The sequence below is a fragment of the Pseudomonas sp. C2.3V genome (assembly GCF_058536325.1).
Genome location: NZ_JBZUBN010000002.1, coordinates 106,532 through 127,456, shown reverse-complemented (window position 1 = coordinate 127,456; position 20,925 = coordinate 106,532). Strand labels below are relative to the sequence as shown.

At 53.2% G+C, this 20,925-nt stretch carries 20 protein-coding genes and 1 pseudogene; 12 read left to right on the top strand and 9 right to left on the bottom strand.

Annotation, left to right across the window (positions count from 1 at the left end):
• Nucleotides 1-52: 52 nt before the first annotated feature.
• The 5 genes from AC4LF3_RS20420 to AC4LF3_RS20400 form a co-directional block, all read right to left on the bottom strand.
• Complete coding sequence (locus tag AC4LF3_RS20420; RefSeq protein ID WP_491836518.1) at nucleotides 53-1,258, bottom strand: zinc-dependent alcohol dehydrogenase; 1,206 nt, start codon at nucleotides 1,256-1,258, stop codon at nucleotides 53-55.
• Nucleotides 1,259-1,576: 318 nt separating this feature from the next.
• A complete protein-coding gene (locus AC4LF3_RS20415; RefSeq protein WP_074830042.1) occupies nucleotides 1,577-2,182 on the bottom strand; it encodes an exopolysaccharide biosynthesis protein in 606 nt (201 codons plus the stop codon).
• Nucleotides 2,183-2,462: 280 nt separating this feature from the next.
• Complete coding sequence (locus AC4LF3_RS20410) at nucleotides 2,463-2,603, bottom strand: hypothetical protein (RefSeq protein ID WP_313552442.1); 141 nt, start codon at nucleotides 2,601-2,603, stop codon at nucleotides 2,463-2,465.
• Nucleotides 2,604-2,928: 325 nt separating this feature from the next.
• Complete coding sequence (locus tag AC4LF3_RS20405; RefSeq protein ID WP_491836515.1) at nucleotides 2,929-3,714, bottom strand: dioxygenase family protein; 786 nt, start codon at nucleotides 3,712-3,714, stop codon at nucleotides 2,929-2,931.
• A 36-nt stretch (nucleotides 3,715-3,750) separates the two neighbouring features.
• A complete protein-coding gene (locus AC4LF3_RS20400; protein ID WP_019363867.1) occupies nucleotides 3,751-4,152 on the bottom strand; it encodes a DoxX family protein in 402 nt (133 codons plus the stop codon).
• A gap of 113 nt (nucleotides 4,153-4,265) precedes the next feature.
• On the opposite strand from AC4LF3_RS20400, the gene AC4LF3_RS20395 reads away from it, so the two are divergent.
• On the top strand, nucleotides 4,266-5,168 hold the full coding sequence (locus AC4LF3_RS20395; RefSeq protein WP_150346422.1) for a LysR family transcriptional regulator: 903 nt from the start codon (nucleotides 4,266-4,268) through the stop codon (nucleotides 5,166-5,168).
• Here the strand turns inward: AC4LF3_RS20395 and AC4LF3_RS20390 are convergent.
• From AC4LF3_RS20390 to AC4LF3_RS20380, 3 genes and pseudogenes are all read right to left on the bottom strand, one after another.
• Nucleotides 5,158-6,132, bottom strand: coding sequence for a bestrophin family protein (locus AC4LF3_RS20390; RefSeq protein ID WP_491836512.1), 975 nt, complete (start codon nucleotides 6,130-6,132; stop codon nucleotides 5,158-5,160). The two genes, AC4LF3_RS20395 and AC4LF3_RS20390, sit on opposite strands and share 11 nt — an antisense overlap.
• 221 nt (nucleotides 6,133-6,353) lie before the next feature.
• A pseudogene (locus tag AC4LF3_RS20385) lies at nucleotides 6,354-7,378 on the bottom strand (PDDEXK nuclease domain-containing protein).
• A gap of 54 nt (nucleotides 7,379-7,432) precedes the next feature.
• Nucleotides 7,433-8,170: a GntR family transcriptional regulator gene (locus AC4LF3_RS20380; RefSeq protein ID WP_491836510.1), complete on the bottom strand. Its 738-nt coding sequence runs from the start codon at nucleotides 8,168-8,170 to the stop codon at nucleotides 7,433-7,435.
• A gap of 170 nt (nucleotides 8,171-8,340) precedes the next feature.
• Between AC4LF3_RS20380 and AC4LF3_RS20375 the strand changes: the two genes are divergently transcribed.
• From AC4LF3_RS20375 to AC4LF3_RS20335, 9 genes are all read left to right on the top strand, one after another.
• Nucleotides 8,341-9,165 (top strand): amidohydrolase family protein, encoded by an 825-nt coding sequence (locus AC4LF3_RS20375; protein ID WP_491836508.1) that lies wholly within the window; start codon nucleotides 8,341-8,343, stop codon nucleotides 9,163-9,165.
• Between the two features lie 32 nt (nucleotides 9,166-9,197).
• Nucleotides 9,198-10,499, top strand: coding sequence for an SLC13 family permease (locus AC4LF3_RS20370; RefSeq protein ID WP_491836506.1), 1,302 nt, complete (start codon nucleotides 9,198-9,200; stop codon nucleotides 10,497-10,499).
• A 198-nt stretch (nucleotides 10,500-10,697) separates the two neighbouring features.
• A complete protein-coding gene (locus tag AC4LF3_RS20365; protein WP_491836504.1) occupies nucleotides 10,698-13,304 on the top strand; it encodes an intermembrane phospholipid transport YdbH family protein in 2,607 nt (868 codons plus the stop codon).
• Nucleotides 13,304-13,495, top strand: coding sequence for a YnbE family lipoprotein (locus AC4LF3_RS20360; RefSeq protein WP_019363875.1), 192 nt, complete (start codon nucleotides 13,304-13,306; stop codon nucleotides 13,493-13,495). The genes AC4LF3_RS20365 and AC4LF3_RS20360 overlap by 1 nt, the downstream gene beginning before the upstream one ends.
• Before the next feature lie 10 nt (nucleotides 13,496-13,505).
• Complete coding sequence (locus AC4LF3_RS20355) at nucleotides 13,506-13,844, top strand: YdbL family probable chaperone protein (RefSeq protein WP_219652274.1); 339 nt, start codon at nucleotides 13,506-13,508, stop codon at nucleotides 13,842-13,844.
• A 259-nt stretch (nucleotides 13,845-14,103) separates the two neighbouring features.
• Nucleotides 14,104-14,517 carry a response regulator gene (locus AC4LF3_RS20350; protein WP_019363877.1) on the top strand — a complete coding sequence of 138 codons (414 nt, stop codon included), beginning with the start codon at nucleotides 14,104-14,106 and terminating at the stop codon, nucleotides 14,515-14,517.
• 193 nt (nucleotides 14,518-14,710) lie between these two features.
• Nucleotides 14,711-15,043 (top strand): hypothetical protein, encoded by a 333-nt coding sequence (locus AC4LF3_RS20345; RefSeq protein WP_491836501.1) that lies wholly within the window; start codon nucleotides 14,711-14,713, stop codon nucleotides 15,041-15,043.
• Between the two features lie 61 nt (nucleotides 15,044-15,104).
• Nucleotides 15,105-15,728, top strand: coding sequence for a glutathione S-transferase family protein (locus tag AC4LF3_RS20340; protein WP_019363879.1), 624 nt, complete (start codon nucleotides 15,105-15,107; stop codon nucleotides 15,726-15,728).
• A gap of 109 nt (nucleotides 15,729-15,837) precedes the next feature.
• The gene (locus AC4LF3_RS20335) at nucleotides 15,838-16,479 is read left to right on the top strand and encodes an FMN-binding negative transcriptional regulator (protein WP_491836498.1); all 642 of its coding nucleotides are present in this window, start codon (nucleotides 15,838-15,840) and stop codon (nucleotides 16,477-16,479) included.
• Nucleotides 16,480-16,508: 29 nt separating this feature from the next.
• On the opposite strand, the gene AC4LF3_RS20330 is transcribed toward AC4LF3_RS20335, so the two are convergent.
• Nucleotides 16,509-17,114 (bottom strand): TetR/AcrR family transcriptional regulator, encoded by a 606-nt coding sequence (locus AC4LF3_RS20330; RefSeq protein WP_491836497.1) that lies wholly within the window; start codon nucleotides 17,112-17,114, stop codon nucleotides 16,509-16,511.
• 245 nt (nucleotides 17,115-17,359) lie between these two features.
• On the opposite strand from AC4LF3_RS20330, the gene AC4LF3_RS20325 reads away from it, so the two are divergent.
• Together AC4LF3_RS20325 and AC4LF3_RS20320 are read left to right on the top strand one after the other, a co-directional pair.
• Nucleotides 17,360-20,065: a beta-glucosidase gene (locus tag AC4LF3_RS20325; protein WP_491836496.1), complete on the top strand. Its 2,706-nt coding sequence runs from the start codon at nucleotides 17,360-17,362 to the stop codon at nucleotides 20,063-20,065.
• Between the two features lie 235 nt (nucleotides 20,066-20,300).
• Nucleotides 20,301-20,852, top strand: coding sequence for an ATP-dependent Clp protease proteolytic subunit (locus AC4LF3_RS20320; protein WP_434136605.1), 552 nt, complete (start codon nucleotides 20,301-20,303; stop codon nucleotides 20,850-20,852).
• The last annotated feature ends 73 nt before the right edge of the window (nucleotides 20,853-20,925 follow it).

Sequence of the window (20,925 nt, the reverse complement as noted above, 5' to 3'; positions counted from 1 at the left end):
TTAACGGCTGGCCACTGCCCTGAAACAATGACCAGCTCATAATGAAAGTAACCTATTGTGGCAACAACTCCACCTTGATCCATCCCTCTTTGCGCTTGTCGAAGGTTTTGAAAGCGCTCAAGGCATCCGTCAGGTGCTGGTGTTGGGTAATGATCTTGGACGGATCGATTCGGCCTGACAACGTGAGATCAATCAGCTTGGGAATATATTTGCGGTGATGGCAATTACCCATGTTGATCGTCAGGTTCTTGTTCATCGCCGCGCCAATGGGGAATCCACGAAACTCGGGCGGATATACTCCGATGATCGAAAGCGTACCGGCCTTGGCCAATCCTTCCACAGCCCATTGCAGTGCCTGGCTAGGTGCATTACCAGGAACCCAATTACCGTTCTGCGGGTTCTGCTCAGGTGCATTAGCTTTAGCCTCCTGCTCCTGCCCTTTTATATCGCTACTTTCGACGGCTTTTCCACTGTGTGCATGGACGGCATCGATGCCAACTGCATCAATTGCGCGATCGGCACCGATCCCTCCGGTTAGCCGCACCAGGGTCTGTACTGGATCTTCCTTGTCGAAATTGATGCATTCAGCACCCAACTCGCGCGCCTTTTCCAAACGGTCCTCAAGACAATCGATTGCAAAGACACGTCCAGCGCCCAGCAGCTTGGCGCTGGCAACGGCAAAAAGGCCTACGGGACCACAGCCGTACACCGCCACGGTGTCACCATCCTTGATTTCAGCCATCTCGGCTCCAAAGTAGCCGGTCGGGAAGATATCCGACATGGCAATCGCCTGCTCATCGTTAATTTCGTCCGGAATCTTGATCAAGCCAATGTTGGCGTAGGGAATACGGGCCTTTTCTGCCTGCAATCCATTGAAAGGACCAGTAGCTGCCGGACCGCCAAAAAATGACGTACCAGCCTGGTTGCCATTTGGATTGGCCACATCACACTGAGCAAAATAGCCAGCCCTGCAATAGGAACAGCTTCCACAGGCTATAGTGGAAGGAATGATCACCCGATCACCGACCTTCAGGTTCCGTACATCGCTGCCCAGCGCTTCAACAACGCCAACGCCTTCATGTCCAAGAATGGTGCCCTCTTTCATGCCGGAAAAGCTGCCGCGTATGAAGTGCAGATCAGTGCCACAGATGGCTGAAGCCGTCAGCCTGACAATGGCATCCGTCGGCTCCTGAATGTTGGGTTCGGGCACATCATCAACCCGGATATCACCGATACCATGAAATACGACAGCTTTCATTTTGCCTCCTGATCTAAGGGGGATGGAATGCCAAGGCCAACGATCCACGAGGCACACGGCGCCATCATGATCGAAACCGGTTCATATGCCAGCAGCTATGCCGTGGATACTGTAGAACTTGCGACTCCCAGGGTTTCAGAGGCGTTCCCTGATTACATATATTTCAGACCTGCGTAGACGTTCGTTACGTTTGAGAATTAACGTCTGGTACACCAGAAAGGTGGTTTGCAAAAAAGCCGGAAATTTTGCGGGCTGACACGTCCTTAACGAATCCGTTGAAGAACCTCGTGTTCCTCTACAGCGGCGTTAAATGGGCCTTTATCCTCCTGCTACACCTGTAATCGCTAAATAGAACGCTATCAGCGAAACAGCCATACCTAACAGGACGACCACACCATCCTTTGCTGTCAACCCAAGACCAAAAAGACAAATAGCCGAGAATGGAGCCAAACTAGCAAATGGTATGAACTCCAGGGGAGGTACAGAGGTTGTCAATATCAGGCATATTGCCGCAATAAGACGAACAAAGGTTTTCTGCGTAGCCCAGCCGAGGCGCGGCCTGATGACCTTGTCCAGCCCTCGTATGACTTTACGAACCTTGTTCAGGCCTGACTCGATCTTCTGACTTTTAACAGAACGTTTAGCCAGGAACTGAGGCATCCAGAAATGATTACGTCCAAACAGCATCTGAAGTGCGAAGACCGCAACGATCAGCGCAAAGAAAGTAGATGCGCCCGGTACGCCGCCTACCGGACTGATTTCGATGATAGACGGGACGAATAAAAAAGGACCATAACTACGCTGCCCTATCTCACGTTTGATATCACCAACCGATACCTTATCTTTCTCTTTACCCAGCTCAATAACACCATCGATTACGTCTTCCAGGCATTCCGATTTTGCAGTGTTGTTTCCGTTTGACATCTATCCCCCATAGCTCTCTGGCACAGGCTCACTTTTTTTGAATATTAGTGTCTTGGGACAGCAGTACGGGTCAGCATTGATCACGCACAGTGTCTTCAGCTAGATCAGGGTCAAGGGTAGAAGCATGTATCGGCAGGGCACGGGTCATGAAAGTCTCCAGATTCAAGTGTTGAAAGGCGTGGCTTGAGGTGCTGTTCATACCGTTGTGGCAGCAACATCAGCATCCATTGCTAAATGGCCCAGCTGCGGCTAGGCCATTTAGTATCCCATCAACAACTCATCAGCGTTTTGTACCTTCCTCATGAGGTGGTGCTGAGAAGTCATCATTGGCAATAGCGTCACCGTCTGGATCCACCTCGTCTCCAGGTGCCAACGGATCCGAACCCTGTGCTTTCGAAATGTCTTGGCCGTCGGTATTCATATGCCTGTCTCCACTATTCATTGTTTATGCCTAAGGTTAGAGACCATGACCCTAGGGCTGTTCAACTTCTGCGATACCGGCGGTCTTACTGTTCGAACTCAATATCAAGCCATGGGTTATCCGACCAAGAGGTACTCAAGCGCTGATCTAAGCGAATGCGCCGAGCTGATCCTCACTAACCTGGACGTTAGTGAATGATAAGGTTTGGCAATTGCCTAAACGCTCAAAGAGTCGTTTTGACTTTTCCTACCTTATTAGCGAGAAAATAAAAAGGCTGCACCAGATCAGGCAAAGCCTGCAGCCGGAGGGCTCTTTTACCTGTGTCTCAAGCGGATCGCTCAAACCGGTACACATCCATCGCCAGTATTTGATGGTTTATCTCGCTGAACCATACGCGTGCCTCGCTTTGCTCACCCGCTGCACCCAATGCAACGAAAAGAGGTAACAAGTGCTCATCACTCGGGTGAGCCTGGACGCCCTCCAGTGACTGCTCACGGTAGCCCAGCAGAGCGGCTATATCTCGAGCCTTCAAGCGGTCTTGCATCCATGCCTGAAAGTCTGTGACGTAGCGGGGAACGGACCGGTGCGGCCTGCGAAAATCGCCCAAGTTATGTGTCAGACTGCCTGACGCGATAAGAAGTACGTCGTCAGCCAATGATGACGCTAATGCCTGACCGAGCTGGTAGTGATAGGCAGGGCCCTTGTTTTCATCAATGGACAGGTTGACGACTGGAACATCGGCATCAGGATACATGTAACGCAGTGGCACCCACGCGCCATGATCCAGCCCGCGATTAGGATCAGTACGTACCGGTAACCCTTGAGCCTGCAACGCCTCTGCCAGCTGAAAAGCCAGGTCAGGTTCACCCGGCGCGTTGTAGCGCAGCGCATAAAGCGCCTGAGGAAACCCATAAAAGTCATGGATAGTGTCATGCTGCGCGGTCGTTCCGAGCACTGGATATGGCGCCGAAAAATGAGCGGATACCATCACAATGGCTCGCGGACGTGGTAACGCCGCGGCAAGCTCCGTCCAGGCCTGCCCTGCCCGCCCTGCATCCAATGCCTCCATTGGCGAACCGTGGGATATGAAAATCGTAGGAAGTCGGCTCATGGTGTTCTCTTCAAGGGTGCAGCGCGGTTTAGAACCTTAATCCTTACGAAGCGATGGCTTCAGAGCCAAGGCACCAGGCCCCAGGAGTGCCAACGCAGCGGCCGTGACCGCCAGAAAAACAGGATATTCCCAGCCGCCATCAGCTGCGGTAAATGACCAGCCATTTCCAAAGTGTACGGAAGAGGCTGCCAGTAATTGTACCGCCGCAACGGCTGCAACCCAGCGAGGCAGGATGCCCAGTATCAGCATTGCACCCGCCAGAATTTCGAAGAACGTAACCGGATAGGCCAGCACGCCTGGGAAACCAACCGATTCAAAGAACTGTGCGGTACCCGACAAGGTAAAAACGAACAGCTTTGTAAGGCCGTGGGCCAGAAACATGATACCTAGCGCTAAGCGCAACAGGAGCGCGGCATAGGGAGCGGTACGAGTATCCATCGTTAAATCCTTAGAAAAAAGTGCGGTCGGTCAGATACCGCTATTCTTTGTATTTCCCTTTTAGAGATAAATAGGGTAAATAAAAATGAATTATTTACATTTTGGAAATTGATATGGATACGCTTTCTGCGCTATCTGCCTTCGTCAAAGTAGTGGAACTAGGGTCATTCGCTGCGGCCGCTGATCGACTTGAACTGTCCCGCTCGGGACTTACGAAACTGATCGCCTTTCTTGAGCGTAAATACGATTCGAGACTGCTTAACCGGACGACACGCAAGCTAAGCCTTACCGATGCGGGTCGTGCACTCTATGAGCGCATTCTTCCGTTACTGGCCGAGTTTGATGACCTGGAAACAGCCCTGCAGTCTGATGTCCAGCATCCGCGGGGGCGGCTACGGGTCAATGCCCCGTTCTCCTTTGGCATCCTGCAGCTGGCCCCGGTAATTGCCCGATACATGGAGCAATACCCAGAGGTATATGTTGATCTTGAACTAAATGACCGAGTCGTTGACCTTGTAGAGGAAGGTTTCGATCTGGCAGTACGTATTGGCCAGCTCGACGACTCCAGCTTGGTCGCACGTCAACTGGCCGTACTCGACGTAGTGGTGTGTGCCTCACCGCTCTACCTGAAACAGCATGGAACGCCAGCGCATCCACTGGAACTCAGACAACACCGCTGCCTCAACTATACGTACGCGCGCCAGGGTAATGAATGGCTCTTTCAACGCGACGAAGAAGAAGTACGAGTCAAGGTATCCGGGATGTTTCGGGCCAATAACGGCGATGTTTTGCGAACTGCAGCCTTGGCAGGTCATGGAATTATTCTGCAGCCAAGCTTCATCATTGGCGATGACATAAAAGCTGGCCGCCTGGTACCGCTACTGCAAGCGTGGAAGACCAGCTACACCCCCATTCTCTATGCTGTTTACCCTCACCGCCGCTTCCTTTCAGCCAAAGTGAGGACATTTATCGAGCATCTGCAACATAGTCTAGGAGGCGGTTTGCCTACAGGTTAGCGATAGATTTCACGATACTGGTCTCTGCAGATGCAGCGGGTTCTACACGCACTGTTCGGATAGCCTCTACCAGATCCTCCTCCGCTACATGCGCCGCCGTTTCCTGGAGCAAAGAACGCAGATTCTTTTCAATCGTTGTGCACAGACTATCCATGGCGATCTGGTGCTGGCTGTCGGCAAAAGGTGCCTGAAGCTCGGTTCCTATTCGCTCTAATGCGAGCAGCATGAAACCTACCACAGAGGAAACAACAGGGGTGTACCAGCCTAATGTACTGACTAGCCCCATGGGCATGATGATGCAAAAGAGCGTTGTAAAAAGTCTTGGAAAATAGACATAGGGATAAGGTAATGGCGTGTTGTTAATGCGTTCCATGCCGCCCTGGCAGTTGGACATATCCACGAGAGTCGATTCAATTCGTGCCAACCGGATACTATCGAGGCGACCCTGGTTTAGCTCTCTGACCAATAGTTGTGCGGTGCTGTTGAGTATGTCATTGGGGAAATTGCTACTGCCTTCAGCCATTGATAACTCGTGCCGGGCCAGGTAGGGTCCCGCAGCCTCTGCGCATGAGGTACCCTTCAGATGTGCGCGCAGTGCATTGATATAGGCCATATGACGTAGCAGAAGAACCATCTTTACTCGATTACGCCCTACGCCCACATCATCAATAAGTGTCATCACCTGCCGGCCGAAACTGCGAGAGCTATTGACCATTGCGCCCCACAAGGTACGCGCTTCCCACCAGCGGTTATAGGCACTGCTATTACGAAAGCTGATCAGCACTACCAATGCTGAACAAAGCAATGTCAGGGGCGTGAGTGGCAAGTCAATCGGGTCTTTTACGTACAGCATGGCCTCTGCTGTGACAGCTATGTCCCACACAAGCAGCCAGAACAAAGACCAACCTACATAAAAGAAGGTCTTGCGTAACAAGGCGACTTTCTTATGGATCGACCTGGACATCGGAACACCTTTAGCAGCGCAATGAATGGTTGCCTATCTCTACTGGCTCGCCGCGGACTTGCCGTAAAAGAGTTTTCGAATCAGCAACCTGTTCTATTCAGAACGTGTCGGCCATCTGATTCATAACCTTTGGCAAGGCTCGACAGGTGGTTAGGCTAACTAGCGCGCTAAAAGCGTTTTATAAGGTCTAGCCAGGGCAACGGACCGCCTATCGATATCTCTCAGCTTCCTGATTCACCAGTAATATTCAACCGATAAAACTCATGCAGCTTTTCCTGCAACAGCTTCTTGTCGGGCAAATGGGTCTGGTATTCCGCTACAAGCGCAGGCGACAAAGATCGATTCAACGCGTACTCAACGACTTCATCATCCTTGCTGGCACAGAGCAGAACACCAATTGCCGGATTTTCATGCGCCTTGCGTACGGTGCGGTCCAGCGCCTCAAGGTAGAACTCGAGTTTACCCAGATATTCCGGCTCGAATCGGCCTACCTTGAGCTCATGGCCACCAAGCAGTTCAGGCCCCGATGGAAGAACAGCAGGTCCAACGCGAAATCCCGTCCACCCACCTGTAAGGGATACTCGGAGCCGACGAAGCAGAAATCCCGCCCGAGTTCGATCAGAAAATCCCTGAGTCGCTGCAGCAGTCCGTGGTGCAAATCAGCCTCTGCATGTCCCTCCGGAAGCCCAAGAAATTCGACCATATAGGCATCCCTGAACACACTCATCGCCTCAGGATGACTTTGTCTCAGCACTGCCGAGACTTTTGCAGGCTGCGTAACGGAGCGCTCAAACAGTGCAGACTTGAACTGCCGCTCCAACTCACGGCTGGACCACCGTTCCTGCATGGCCAGCCGTAAATAGAACTCACGCTCTTCGGGGCGCTTGCTCTGACTGAGAACAATGAGGTTGTGGGTCCATGGTAACTGCCGTACCAGAGCGGCTAGTGATGGTTCGTTACGGTACGCTTCATAGAACTGGCGCATTCTGAACAGATTGGCGCGAGTGAAACCCCGCAAGCCGGGTTGAGTCTGTGCAAGATAGCGCGCCAACTGATCGACGACCCCATCTCCCCACTCCGCGGTTTCAAGCTTGGCGCTGATATACGCCCCTACCCGCCAATACAAATCGATCAACTCGATGTTGACGGCCTGAACCGCTCGCTGGCGAGCGGTTGAAATAAGACTGGCTACCTCAGCAAAACGCTTGTCATCCAGAGGCAGATTAGGCGTGGTCTGATCAGACATACCGTGGAGAACGTCCAGGATAATTATTGGAAACGGCCGATTTAAAGTGACTCTTTAGGTTATCTTGACTTGGTAACGAAAGCCTTCTGCCGTACCTCGAGACACTCTGTACTCAATGGGAAGCCGGTCATAGCCCAGCGCGATACGCTCGATCACGACAACCGGTTTGCCCTCCTCGATTTCCAGAATCCGAGCCGTTTCAGCCGAAGCCGATTCCACCGTCAGCGTTTCCTGCGCTGATGCGACATGCTGGCCGCATTGCTGCTCGTAAAAGGGATAAAGCAGATTGCCGAACCTGCCCGGGTCTACGTCTAGAAGCCTGGAAAACTTCGAGCCGGGAAGCCAGATATCCTCATAGAACTTCCGCTGCCCCTCGATAACACGGACGCGCTCCAGATGTACTACCTGCTCATGCTTCTTGAGAATTAGTGCATGGATCACGGCCTGAGGAGGCTGCTCGAGCGTGCGGCTGAGTACCTGACTGGTCGGCACAGCCTGGCTACCGGACGAATCTATCTGGCGAAAAAAACGAAAGAATGAGGCATTGAAGCTTGGCCGACGAACAAACGTCCCCCTGCCCTGGCTTCGTTCGAGCAAGCCCTCGCTCACCAGCGTATCCACTGCCTTTCTCACCGTCCCGATGGCAACGCCATAGAGCTTGGTCAATTCAGCCTCGGTGGGGATCGACTGGCCTGGCAACCATTCACCTGACGCAATCCTGGCCAGTATTTCATCACTCAACCGTTGATAGAGCGGTAAACGCTCATCCTGTCCCAGCTTTGCGTTGTTCATATCGTCATCCAAACGACTGGTAGACCTACTTTACCACGAGCACCGTCGGGTGATGCATTGACAGCCAACACGCATCGCTATACGGTCCTCTATTCATATAGATGAATATATGTTTTATGGGCAAGGGCGGTGGTGACCTTTGCCAAAAACACACAACAAGGGTAGTGCCCATGTCTCAGCCATATATGCCTATCACGGGTATCGATACACATGCACATATTTTTTCCCGTGACCTTCCCCTGACCGAAAACCGGCGCTACAGCCCTGACTACGATGCCCTTGTGGAAAGCTATCTGGCTCATCTGGAGCATTGCGGGCTTTCCCATGGCGTGTTGGTACAGCCCAGCTTCCTGGGGACCAATAATAACTTCATGGTAGGTGCGCTGCGGGTCTATCCGGAACGGTTACGTGGCACAGCGGTAGTCGATCCCGAAGTCAGTGACGACGAACTCAATGAATTGGAAAAGGCAGGAGTAGTGGGTATAAGACTGAACCTGGTCGGACTTCCGCTGGAGGATTACTCACAGCCACGGTGGCAAACCTTTTTCAAGAAGATGGCAAACCGAAACTGGTCGGTCGAAATCCAGCGTGCCATGGAAGACCTCTGCCTTATCGTTCCAACGCTATTGGATGCAGGGGTCAATGTTGTAATCGACCACTTCGGCTTGCCCGCCGGCTGTATAGATCCTGAAACGCCAGAGCATCAGGCCTTCCTGTCGCTCCTGCCTGACTCGGCTATATGGGTCAAGCTGTCCGCCACCTATCGAAGCAAGGCCAGTCTAGAGCAAGCCACCCAAATGATTGATATATTGCGCAACGCCTATGGGCACTCAGATCAGCTGTTATGGGGTAGCGATTGGCCTCATACCCGCTTCGAGGACCGGACCGATTATGATGCCCAGTTTTCAATAATGACCTCCCTCCTCCCGGATGCGCTGGAAAGAAGGAAAGTGCTGGTGGACAACCCGGCCAGACTGTTCAAGTTCAAGCCCTGAAAACCAGACAATAACAACAAGGAAAGACAATTATGATGAGTCTGCTCGTCGTGACGGCGATTGCCGTTGCCATTGTTCTCGGGTACAAGACCCGGATCAATATCGGCCTGTTTGCTATCGCCTTCGCTTACCTGATCGGCTCGTTTGTGATGGGTATGAGTCCGTCGGAGGTCATCAACCTCTGGCCACTCAAAATCTTCTTTATCATTTTCTCGGTATGCCTGTTCTACAGTTTTGCCATCGTTAACGGCACCTTGGAAAAACTGTCGGAGCATTTGCTGTACAGCTGCAGAAAAGTACCCTATCTGCTGCCCTACGCCGTCTTTGTTACTGCCGCCCTGATTGCTGCCTTAGGCGCGGGTTACTATACCGTACTGGCCTTCATGGCGCCGATCACGTTGCTGTTGTGTGAACGTACGGGCATGAGTCTCATCGTGGGCGCGATGGCGGTGAACTACGGAGCCCTCGGAGGGGCCAATTTTGTTTCCAGCCAAAGCGGGATCATTTTCCGCAGCCTGATGGTGAATGCGGGAATTCCGGAAGAAACCGCCTTTATAAACAGCTTTGGTATTTTCGCCAGTACGATCGTGATTCCTTTGCTGGTCATCACCGGGTTTCTCTTGTTCAGCGGGCACAAACAATCCATGCGGGAGGCTGCGTTCAACATCAGTGCACCTACGCCGTTCACGAAAGATCAGAAAACCACGCTGTGGCTGACCCTTCTAATGATGGGGCTTGTCTTGGTGGCTCCTATCGCCCACCTTGTCTTCCCGCAGAATGACACGATCAGCTTTATCAACTCGAAGATGGATATTGGTCTGATCGCCAGTGTTTTCTCCGTGATTGCACTGCTGCTCAAGCTGGGCGATGAGCGCAAGGTCATGGCTACGCTCCCCTGGTCTACCATCATCATGATCTGTGGCGTAGGTATGCTGATCTCGGTTGCGATCAAGGCCGGCACGGTTGATCTCCTGGCGTCTTGGATCAGCGCCAACATACCGGCCGTCCTCGTACCTGTTGCTTTTGGTGTCGTCGCGGCGCTGATGTCCTTGTTCTCAAGTACATTGGGCGTGGTAACACCTGCGCTCTTCCCGATCGTGCCCGCAATTGCCGCTAACCTGTCCATTGATCCGATGATCATTTTCATCTGCATCGTGGCGGGAGCACAGGCAACCTCTATTTCGCCTTTCTCTTCCGGTGGAAGCCTGCTGCTGGGCTCATGCCCCACTGAACAAAGCCGCTCTGCTCTCTTTCCCAAGCTCCTGTTCAAGGCAGCGCCACTCGGCTTCATCGCCGCCCTGGTGTTCAACTTTGTTTTAACATTCTGCTTGTAACATTGGCGTGTTCGCCAAGCTCCGGGTTAAACACCCGGGGCTTTTTCGTCTTGATTACAGAGGTGTTATGGTAATTCGGTAGCTTTATAATGGGCTGGTATTACTGAGAAAAATTAAGCATTTAATGCAAAACGAAGGCACCAGGGTTGATTCAGTGGTTTAGACGCTTCACCCTAACGTCGAGCCTGTATTCGAGCGGTGAGTCCACTGTCTAACGTCAATTCTTCTCGCGCCCTACGCTGGTTTCGGCGTTTAGGCTGGGCCAGTGTAGTTTTCCTGTTATTGCTGGCATCCGGTTCGCTCGGCCTTGCGTTGTTGATTCGCTCGCTGGGTATTACACACTGGAATCTACAAGGGCTGTATCTGAATACTCACTCGATAGGGTTACAGAGCCTATCGCTTGTCCAAGCCGATAAAGATGGTACAGAGCAGTCACTCAACACCGGGCCACTGATGTTTGAGTGGACCGGGCGTCATCTCAGGATCGATCACGTTGAGCTCGCGCTGGCTGCTATTCCAAACGGTACCAGCGGTGAGCCTATTGGCCCTCTGCACCTTGACGCTCCTCTCGCCATACCGACATGGCTACCCGATCGTCTGGATGCACCTGATTTCACGTTGTCTCTGCCCTGCGCACAAGGCCAATGCAGGTTGGAAGGCTCCTTGAGTGCAAGCCAGGCAAGCAACCAGGCCTTGCCCCTCAGCCTGGAGCTCACGCTTCGTCATGAGGGGCGCACATTACAAACCCTGGCCTTGCTTGAGGGCACACCAGAGGCACCGCGCCTGACAGCCAACCTTGCCATTGATGATCAGCCAAGGCTTGTGCTACGGACTGCGCTAACGCCCCACGGCGACGGAGTGGCTTGGAGCGGTGATCTCCTGATTCCTGCCTTTAATGAAGGCCCCTGGGTTCTGGACTGGATCAACCAGTGGTGGCCAATGCCTGCCGTGAACGCTGAATCCCTGCCGGGTGCTCTTCGACTACAAGGTGACTGGCAGTTGTCCCTACCTAACACAATTGACAACCTCCAGTCCCTGCTTAATGCACAAGGCAGTATTCGGCTTGATGCGCATTTACCCCAAGCCTGGCCATTGCCAGGACTGGGATCACTTCAAGGCGATGCCAGCGTGGATGCTACAGTGGATCACGGCTATGTAATGCCTCGAGCCCTGCAAGCCGATCTGCAACTTGCAATAAGGAACCAACCTTGGCAGCTCCAACTCCCGCAGGGTATACGACCCGACCAACTCCATATCCGGGCGCAGACACCTGCATCTATTGATCAGCCGGACGTGCTGCTCCCCCTCGACTTTACCCTAGCCTCTCGTGGCGAAGCAGCTCTGGACCTGAAAGGACGCCTTAAGGTTGCTACTCAGGCCCCTTGGCGCCTCCGGGTGGATGGGCTTGATTTGCATGGAACCGTTCCAAACTTTAAGCAATCCAGCGTTGCCGTTCACACTCTCGACATCAAACTAAAGGCGCAAGGGAAGATGGATCAGCGCAGTGCTGAGCTGACCTTCTCCAATATCATGCTAGGTGCGCGCCAGCTGGACATCGGTAGCGGTACTTCGGGGACACGCCTGGACAACGTATCTGCAACTTCGCCTGAGCTCAACCTGATGGGGCGGCTGGACGATCAGCAGGACGTGCATTTCATATTGAAGGGCAACACTCAGCTCGAGACCAAGCGCATTGCTCACCCGCAGCTCAAAGCTGCCAAATGGAACTGGAATGGACAGCTTGAGTTGACGGATCGGGCGCCAGGTCTAAATGGTACACTCAGGACCGATACAGGCCTCAGCCTCAAGACCCGGCTTCGTCAGTCTCCTGATCAGTCATTCGTCCTGGAAGGCACACTGGACACATTATTCATGCGGGCTGGAAATCCCTTTGCAGCCACATTTACCGCCTGGCCGGCCTTGCTGGAATTCAATACGGGACGTCTTGACGGTCAGCTTGCCCTTCGTATCCCTCAACAAGGCGACATGAACCTGCATATTGATCTGGATGCTCAAGGTCTGGGCGGCATTTACGATCGTCTGGAAATGAATGGCGTTGGTGCAAAGGTTGCGCTTGATTTGAATAAGGATCAGCTGAGCGTAGCATTGCCTGCGTTCAAAGCCGATAGCCTTAACCCAGGGTTTACTCTAGGCCCTCTTGAATTGAGCGGTGCCTATCGCGCTCGGCTGGATGATCCACTGGCCGGCACGCTGTCCTGGCAACAGGCTCAAACGGCCATATTGGGAGGTCGCCTGTGGATACCGCCAGGCCAAGGCAACCTGGGCGACTTCACGCTTGCGCTGCCGGTGCATCTCTCAGGTCTGCAAGTCGCTTCACTATTGGAAGCCTACCCGACCGAGGGGCTCAGCGGCGAAGGTACAATTGACGGGCAGTTACCCCTGCACTGGACGCGCCAGGGTATTCGCGTCGAGCAAGGCGTTGTCGGCGCACGTGGAGCAGGCGTGCTACGCTTCCGCTCGGATCGAATCAAGGCGCTGGGGCGGAGCAATCCCGGGATGAAACTGGTAGCCGATGCGCTCGACGATTTCCATTACGAGGTACTGCGTAGCGGCGTTGATTACCGTGAAGACGGTACACTGATGCTTTCACTCCGCCTGGAGGGCCGCAACCCTGATATTGAAAAGGGACGAGCGTTCAACTTTGGAATCAACCTTGAAGAAAACATTCCGCAACTACTGACCAGTCTGCAACTGACTGACCGAGTCAGCGACACCATTCAACGTCGTGTGCAGGAACGCCTGCGTCGTGATCAAACTGGCCCCAAACCCGAGGAGAAGCCCTGATGGGGTTGCGCCCACTATTCGGCATGTTGCTCTTATGCCTCCTGACAGCAGCCTGTACACCTACCGTACAGGTCGCGGTTCCAAACGAGCCGATCAACATCAACCTGAACGTAAAAATCCAGCATGAAATCTACATCAAGGTAGACAAGGCACTGGACAACGTTCTCAGCGAAAACAGCGGTCTATTCTAAGGAACCAGCCATGCGAATCCGTGTTGCCAGTTTGATGCTGGCCTTGCTTTTCACCAGTCCCGCCTGGGCCATGAGCCTCAACGAGGCGATGGCCACCCTGAGCCATGCCAAGGCAAGTGGCCAGGTGGGCGAACAACCCAATGGCTACTTGGGCGCGGTTGACGGGAGCAGCCAAGGCACCGAAATTGCCAATCTGATCAATCAGGCCCGCCGCGATGAGTACCAGCGTCTGGCTCAGCAAAATGGCATCCAGCTGGGTGATGTAGAAGCCATCGCCGGCAAGAAGGCGATCGAGAAGACACCCGCGGGGCAATACATCCAGCTCAATGGAAAGTGGGTCAGAAAATAAACGGTACCTGCATGAAAAGCCAGCATCTTGCTGGCTTTTATACATCTATTTTACTTGTAAGCTACTCGTCCAGATCCAAGCCTAACGCTTTGGCCAAGCCTGTACGGATACAACAAATTCGCCAATATCATGACTCCGGCTGGCACTTAATCACTCTCTTTGTGTCCATTTCTTCGAACCACATAGGGAACACGCCGAGTCCTCCGAGTACATCCGTTTGACGACGGCTTCTGGCAGATATCTGGAAAAGCACTGACATATGTATAGTCAACAATCGACACAAGGTACCAACCGCACCCCCTCCACTGTTCTCGTTGTAGAAGATGAGGAAGTGATTCGGGAATTCGTCCGTGAGCTTCTGGATGGCGAGGGTTTCAACGTCATGACCGCAGAGTCGGCCGACGTGGCTCATGCCCTTCTGCAGGACAAGGCGGCAGATATCGACCTGCTGATCACCGACATCCGTATGCCAGGCTCGATGGACGGTGCCCAACTTGCCAATCATGTAGGCGCTACATGGCCTCATATCCCAATCATTGTAATGTCCGGTTATGACACGCCAGCCACTGCCAGCATCAAGTACAAGGTCAGGTTTCTGCCCAAACCGTGGTCGATCGGCCAGCTAATCGATATGGTAACGGGTGTTGCGTACTCTGCGACTCCCAGTACCTGACCCTTCTTGAACGGGTTGAACAATACCTCCAGTTGATCAACCCGCTGCGGCACACGATTAAACCACTATCCATGAAGCATGCTCCGTGTTCGACCTAGGCCAACTTGCTCTGCTGTTTTCCTAGCATCTCTCGAGCAAATAAACCTGTCCGCCCAACGCTCTAAAAAGTTTTCACGGGCCTATATGTACACCTATGAGTATTGATACGCCCCCCTACCCCGTTACGCCTGATGGCCGCTATTTCGTGGTACGTGGTCAACTCTGGCGATGCACCAATCCTGCACTTTCAGAGGCGCAACGCAAGGTGCTTACCCGCGAGTTGATGACGGCGCGCAGAGAGGTGGGGCAAGCGAAGCGCAACCACGACAAAGCGGCTGAACAGCAGGCTCGCCACCGGGTCGATGAAGCCAAGCGCGCTTTAGGTGAGCGTGGGCCAGTGTGGTGGACAGACGGAGCGCCCGACTATAACCGTCGACGAGTTACCAACACGCCCTATGCAGGCTGGTTTGAAACATTGACGTCCTGAGAAATACCCAACCATTTCAGGCAATGGGTAGAATCAGCAGTAACCTCTAAAGGGAAATACTATGCTGACGGTTCTGGGAAAGGCGACGTCGATCAATGTTCGCAAGGTCATGTGGACGTGCGAAGAGCTTGGCATTCCCTTCACTCTTGAAGAGTGGGGCACAGGGTTCAGGCCAACGGATGATCCGAACTTTCTAGCTCTGAATCCCAACGCCATGGTCCCGGTTATCCAGGACAAGGGGTTCGTCTTGTGGGAATCGAATTCAATCATTCGCTATCTGGCGAACCACTATAATGGAGAGGCTCTATATCCGGTGGAGAATAAGGGTCGCGCCATCATTGATCAGTGGATCGACTGGCAGGCCTCTACGCTGAACCCCTCCTGGAGCTATGCCTTCCAAGCGCTGGTGAGGCGGTTATCCAGCCATCAGGATCCAGAACAAATCAGCCAGAGTCATCGCCAATGGTCAGCATGTATGGCCATACTTGACGCCCAGCTTCAGAAAACCCAGGGTTATGTAGCAGGTGAAGTCTTTTCGCTTGCGGACATTCCGATCGGTCTTTCTGTGAACCGATGGTTCGAAACGCCTGTAACACATCCCCATCTACCCGCCTTGAACACTTATTATGATCGGCTGGCTGAGCGCTCCGGTTTTCTGGTCTATGGTAGAAATGGCATTCCGTAATTCAGCACGGACCTCATAACTGTAATGTTCAATCTGCTGCATTCTGTATATGGTTGTCTCTGGAGGCATACCGTTAAGGTTACATTGATTCTCTAACGGAGCCTTGCGCATGTACCTTCCGACCCCTTTCAAGGAAACGGACCCAGCCGTTCTGCATCGCTTCGTCAAGGAGCACCCGTTGGGTGCCTTGGTTATACAGGGAAGTCATGGTTTGTCTGCCGAACATCTTCCGTTTTTGTTGGAAAGCGAGGAGACGGGTCTAGGCATTCTCAAGGCTCATGTGGCGCGTGCCAGCCAGCTCTGGCAGGAAGCGCTTAATGGCCATGACGAAACGCTTGTCATCTTCCAGGGGCCAAGCGCCTATATTTCACCTTCCTGGTATGCCAGTAAACTTGAAACGCACCGGGTCGTGCCGACTTATAACTATGCCACCGTACATGCCTACGGACGGATCAAGGTCAGAGACGATGCCCAATGGGTCAGAGGCCTTGTGGCTCGCCTGACCCGTGCACATGAGGCTACTCAGGACACGCCCTGGAGAATGACCGATGCGCCAGCCGACTTCATTGACGAGCAACTGTCTCGAATTGTCGGTATAGAAATCCACGTTTCCCGCTTGGAAGGAAAATGGAAGATGAGCCAGAACCGCAGCGAAGCGGACCGTAAAGGCGTACTTCAAGGCCTACACCGTGAATCTACACCTCAGACCACCGAAGCAGCAGCCGAAATGCTCCGCACCTCACCAGAATAAGCTTAACCCCCCCCCTAAAAAGCGGCAGGTTACGTCTGCAGACGATACCCCTTTAGAAAGAAGGCTACCGCCCTTTGCACGGCGGGGCCGATCAGGCTCGGGTCAATGGCGGGCTCTAACGCCAGCATAGCCTGCTCATGGAACTCGGCCTCCAGCAAAGCCTTGAGATGTAGCGCCGCTACCCAAGGATCAGAAGGTTCCAATACACCGTTATCCATGGCGTTACGGAGCACCTCTGCCATTCGAGACCAGCCAATCCTGGGTCCGTTCTCATAGTAGATAAGCCCTACCTGGCTGTTTCCGGCACTCGATTGCACCAGGCGTCGGCCCTGCATGATTTCAGGTCGAATAATGGTCTGGACATATTCATTACCAAACCGCTCCAGCATCTCGGGCAAATCGGCGTCTAGCGGAAGGTGCGCAAATATTGGCTCAAAATGCTTGGCAGCATTGGCGCGGATACATTCGGCAAACAGCTCTTCCTTGGAACTGAAATAGTTGTAGAGCGTCGCTTTTGAACCGCCTACGCGGCTGGCAATTTCAGACATAGATGCCTGATCAAAGCCCAACTCCATAAAAACCGTCGAGGCAACGTCCACTATTTCGCGGCGTTTGCTTGGGCTTTTCGTTCTCATCCTGCGTCCATGATCACCAACATAATCCTGCCATGCTAAGGCAGATCGTCACACCAGAAAACTTAATAGCGTTTTAATACTCATAGGCCACCAGATAAAAGCAAAGTAATAGCGCTTTGCTTTCAAAAGTGTGAACTTGTCCAATAACTAAACTGAACAGTACGGTTATTTTAAGCGCCCTTCATATTCCAAATGAGATCAGCCTCACGCTGATTATGTAAATCCTAGGATGGACCCCCACCAACATGCAGAAACCTACTCGTGTTTTTCCTGTGGCCAGCAGATCCTTGCTAGCCGTAGCCTTGGCAAGTGCCAGCTGCGCCTGGGCTGCCCCCCTCAAGCAAGGTCCGGAAGTCGAAAGCAGAGTCGAGTCGATCCTGTCCCAGATGTCCCTGTCGGACAAAATCAGCTACATCAATATCGATAACGGCTACATGATGCGTGCCATGCCCAAGTTTGGCTTGCCGGGCACTCTAGCCCGCGATTCCTCTCTTGGCGTAACCGTTGAAGGCACCATGTTCGGGGTGCAGTACCCTGCCCAGTCCGCGCTGGCAGCAACCTGGAACGTGGACCTGGCCAAAACCTACGGTCTGGCTATTGGCTACGACACTCGCGCATCGGGCGGACAGCAACTGCTCTCTCCCGGCCTCAACATGTACCGTACGCCTTACAATGGCCGCTCTGCTGAGCACCTGACCGGCGAAGATCCCTTCCTGGGTGCCGTGCTGGCGCCAGCTGTCGCCAATGGCATCGAAGCTCAAGGTATCTGGACAGGTGCCAAGCACTTTGTCGCGAACGAGCAGGAGGCCAACCGCCATTACCTGAATGTGAAGGTCGACAATCGCACCCTGCGTGAAATCTACCTGCCCGGCTTCGAGTCTCTGGTCAAGAATGCCAATCCCGCGTCAATCATGTGTGGCTTTAACAAGATCAACGGCGATTATGCCTGCGAGAGCCACAGCATGATCGCCGACATGCTCAAGGGCGAATGGGGTTTCAAAGGTTTCGTTGTCAGCGACTTCAACTCCATCCAGAACGGCTACAAGGCGGCGATGGCTGGTGCTGATCTGGACATGCCCAGCGGCCTACAGATGAACGAATCCGTTCTGATGCCGTACGTGTGGAGTGGTCAGTTGCCGGTGTCAGTGATCGACGAGAAGGTCCGTCGTAACCTGCGCGCCATGATTGGCTTTGGCTTTGACAAAGGCCTGCCGACCGCATCGCACATAGGTAACGATCCGCGCAGTCTGAGCACGTCCCTTGATATGGCCCGGCAGGGCATCGTTCTGCTACAGAACGAGAAAGCAAAAGGCTCTTCCAATAACCTGCTGCCGCTGCCTAAAACCGCACGCATTGCTGTGATTGGTGATATCGCAAAGCAGCGTCCACCCTACCCCTTCGGTACCGGTTGGTCTGCCGCCAATACCTATACCACCGAGCTGCAAGGCCTGCAGCAACTGGCTCAGGATAAAAGCCAGATCACCTATATCCAGGCACTGTCTCTCGATCCGCAAACGTCGGAGTGGTACACCTCCAATGACAGCACCGGCTCCACCGAGACCGTAGCAGGTCTGACAGCTGAATACTTCAACAATCCAAACTTCTCGGGCGAGCCCGCCGTCAAGCGTATTGAACCCGGTATAAACTGGGATTTCCTGAAGGCACAGAACGTCACGGCCAATGGCGTCACTACCATTGATGGCTTCAGCCCGGACCAGGATAATTTCTCGGCCCGCTTTACCGGCAAAATCAAACCGACCGTCAATGGCGACCAGGTATTCAAGGTACGTGGTGATGGCGCTTACAAGCTATGGGTAGACAACAAGCTGGTCATCGACTTCGATGGCAAACCATTGTCCAACGACCTGGCGGACTCAATCTCTCACTCGGGCAAGGCATATAACCTCAAAGCCGGCCAGACCTACGACATCAAGCTCGAATATAGCCGCGTCAACGATCACTATATTCCAACGTCGGGTAGCCTGTATGGTCTGCAGATGAGCTGGGCGTCGCTGGCTGCGCCTAAAGACCTGAGCCAATATGACGCTGTCATGGTAGCCGTAGGCTTCAACAGCGAGTACGAAGGCGAAGCATCGGATCATGGATTCGATCTGCCTGAGTACCAGAGCGATCTTATCCAGAATGTCATCAAGGCCAACCGCAACACTATCGTTGTGCTGCATGGCGGTGGCGGCATGAACCTTGAGCCCTGGGTGAAGAAGTCCAAGGCCGTATTACATGCCTGGTATCCTGGTCAGTTGGGCGGTCAGGCCCTGGCGGAAATCTTGTTTGGCGATACCAACCCCTCTGCCAAGCTGCCGATCTCGATCGAAAAGCGTATCCAGGATAACCCTGCCTATGCCAGTTACCCGAATCCGGATTTGTACGTGGGTGACAATGCCCAGACCGAGATGACATATTCGGAAGGTGTATACATGGGATATCGTGGGTTGGATAAGCAGCGTACCAAGCCACTCTTCCCGTTTGGTTTCGGTCTGTCATATACCACGTTCAGCTTCTCTGACCTGAAGATTGGTCCGAAGTCGCTGACACCTGGTTCAACCATCGACGTCACCTTTACCGTCACCAACACCGGCAATAAGGATGGCTATGAAACAGCCCAGGTTTATGTCAGCCCCAAAAAGGCAATGATCGACCGTCCGAAGAAAGAGCTAAAAGGCTTTACTAAAGTGTTCCTGAAAGCCGGCCAGTCCAAGCAGGTCACCGTTCAGCTGGACGCGCGTTCGCTGGCCTACTTCGATGTGAACACATGGAATTGGCTTGCTGATGCTGGTCGTTACATGATCTCTGTAGGCGACTCTTCGGATAACCTGCCGCTGGAAGGTATGCTGACCAACCTGTACCAACAGTCACTGCCAACCAATACTAGCAACCCGCTGCCACCGAAGATGCAGAAGGCCGTACAGGTCGATACCTCACAGGCGTATTGAGTTAATCCCGCAACAGGAAAAAGGCGCTGCACAGGCGCCTTTTTTGTTGAGGATGAAAGCTTGATCAGAAATTCCATCGCTAAAAATCAAAATGGTCGGCCTCAAGAAACCAATAACGTTCCAGGTAGCCTACCTGCTGTCATGAACGCTCAAGGATTGCCCAAGAATGCCGATCTGCTTATTAGGCAGTAGCCGCTGCCAATATCGCAGACCCAATCCTTGAGTCGTACCCATCATGACCACACACGTTATCAATTTCACTGGCCCCATCAACTCAACCACGTGTGGTCAGCTGATCGAGAAATGCTCCAATGCCTTGCAGCAGGACGCCTCTAGCCTGCTCATAAAGATTGCGACCATGGGTGGCGACTGCAGCTACGGCTTCTCGATGTACAACTTCCTGGTATCGCTTCCGATTCCGGTCCATACGCACAACCTCGGGACCGTCGAGTCCATGGGTAACATTCTGTTCCTGGCGGGACGCCACCGCACAGCCTGTCGCCACAGCAAGTTTCTGATTCATCCATTTCACTGGAGCTTGCATGGGGCAATTGACCATGCGCGGATGTCTGAATATGCCATGAGTCTGGATTATGACCTGGACCTCTATGCTGACATCGTCATGGAGCGCACTGCGGGTGCGAGCGAGCGAATGGACATTCGTAATTATCTGAAGGCTTCTCCCCGTATCCTTAACCCTGAAGCAGCGTTGGCTACAGGCATGATCCACGCCGTGGATGACGTCGCCATGCCTGTTGAAGCCGTGCACAGCTGTATTCATCTATAAGAGGTTTCACTGTATGCAACCAGGCGCGGTTCAATAGATCGCTCCTGGTTACCACAAGAGGGCGATCAGACAC